Origin of the sequence: Streptomyces rubellomurinus (genome assembly GCF_000961885.1) — a bacterium.
Lineage (GTDB): Bacteria > Actinomycetota > Actinomycetes > Streptomycetales > Streptomycetaceae > Kitasatospora > Kitasatospora rubellomurina.
On sequence record NZ_JZKH01000294.1, the window covers coordinates 1 to 631 of the forward strand.

The window sequence follows — 631 nt, forward strand, 5'->3', positions numbered from 1 at the left end:
ACGGGCATGGACATCCCGGCCGCCGGCGGCCTGCCCGCCGAGTCGGTCAGCTACGGCCGCACCGTCACCGGCCTGCTCACCTCGGAGAGCAGCCTGAAGAAGGCCGTCGTCGCGCAGGTCGCCTACGACGCCCTCGCCCGCCCGATCCGCACGACCGTCGGCCCGTACGGCACCCAGGTGGTGGCCACCCAGCAGTACGACTGGGCCACCGGGCGCGTGATCAACAACTTCGTCGACCGCCAGAACGGCACCGTCTCCGCCGACCAGACCAGCTACACGTACACCCAGTCCGGCCAGGTCACCTCCGCCACCGACATCCAGGACGCGGCGGCGACCGACACCCAGTGCTTCACCTACGACTACCTCAGCCGTCTCACCGGCGCCTGGACGGACACCGGCGGCACCAGCACCACCGCCGACTGGACGGACTCCTCCGGCGTCAAGCACGGCACCGGCAGCTCCACCACCGTCCCCGGCACCGGCGGCTGCACCAACGCCACCGGCCCCGCGACGGTCGCCCCCGGCGGGCGCACGGTCGGCGGCCCGGCGCCGTACTGGAACACCTACAGCTACGACGCCACGGGCAACCGCACCGGCCTCGTCCAGCACGACATCACCGGCAACAGCCTGG

At 72.4% G+C, this 631-nt stretch carries 1 pseudogene; it reads left to right on the top strand.

What is annotated here, in order from left to right:
- Positions 1-631: pseudogene (locus tag VM95_RS37895) on the top strand (hypothetical protein); the annotation flags it as partial.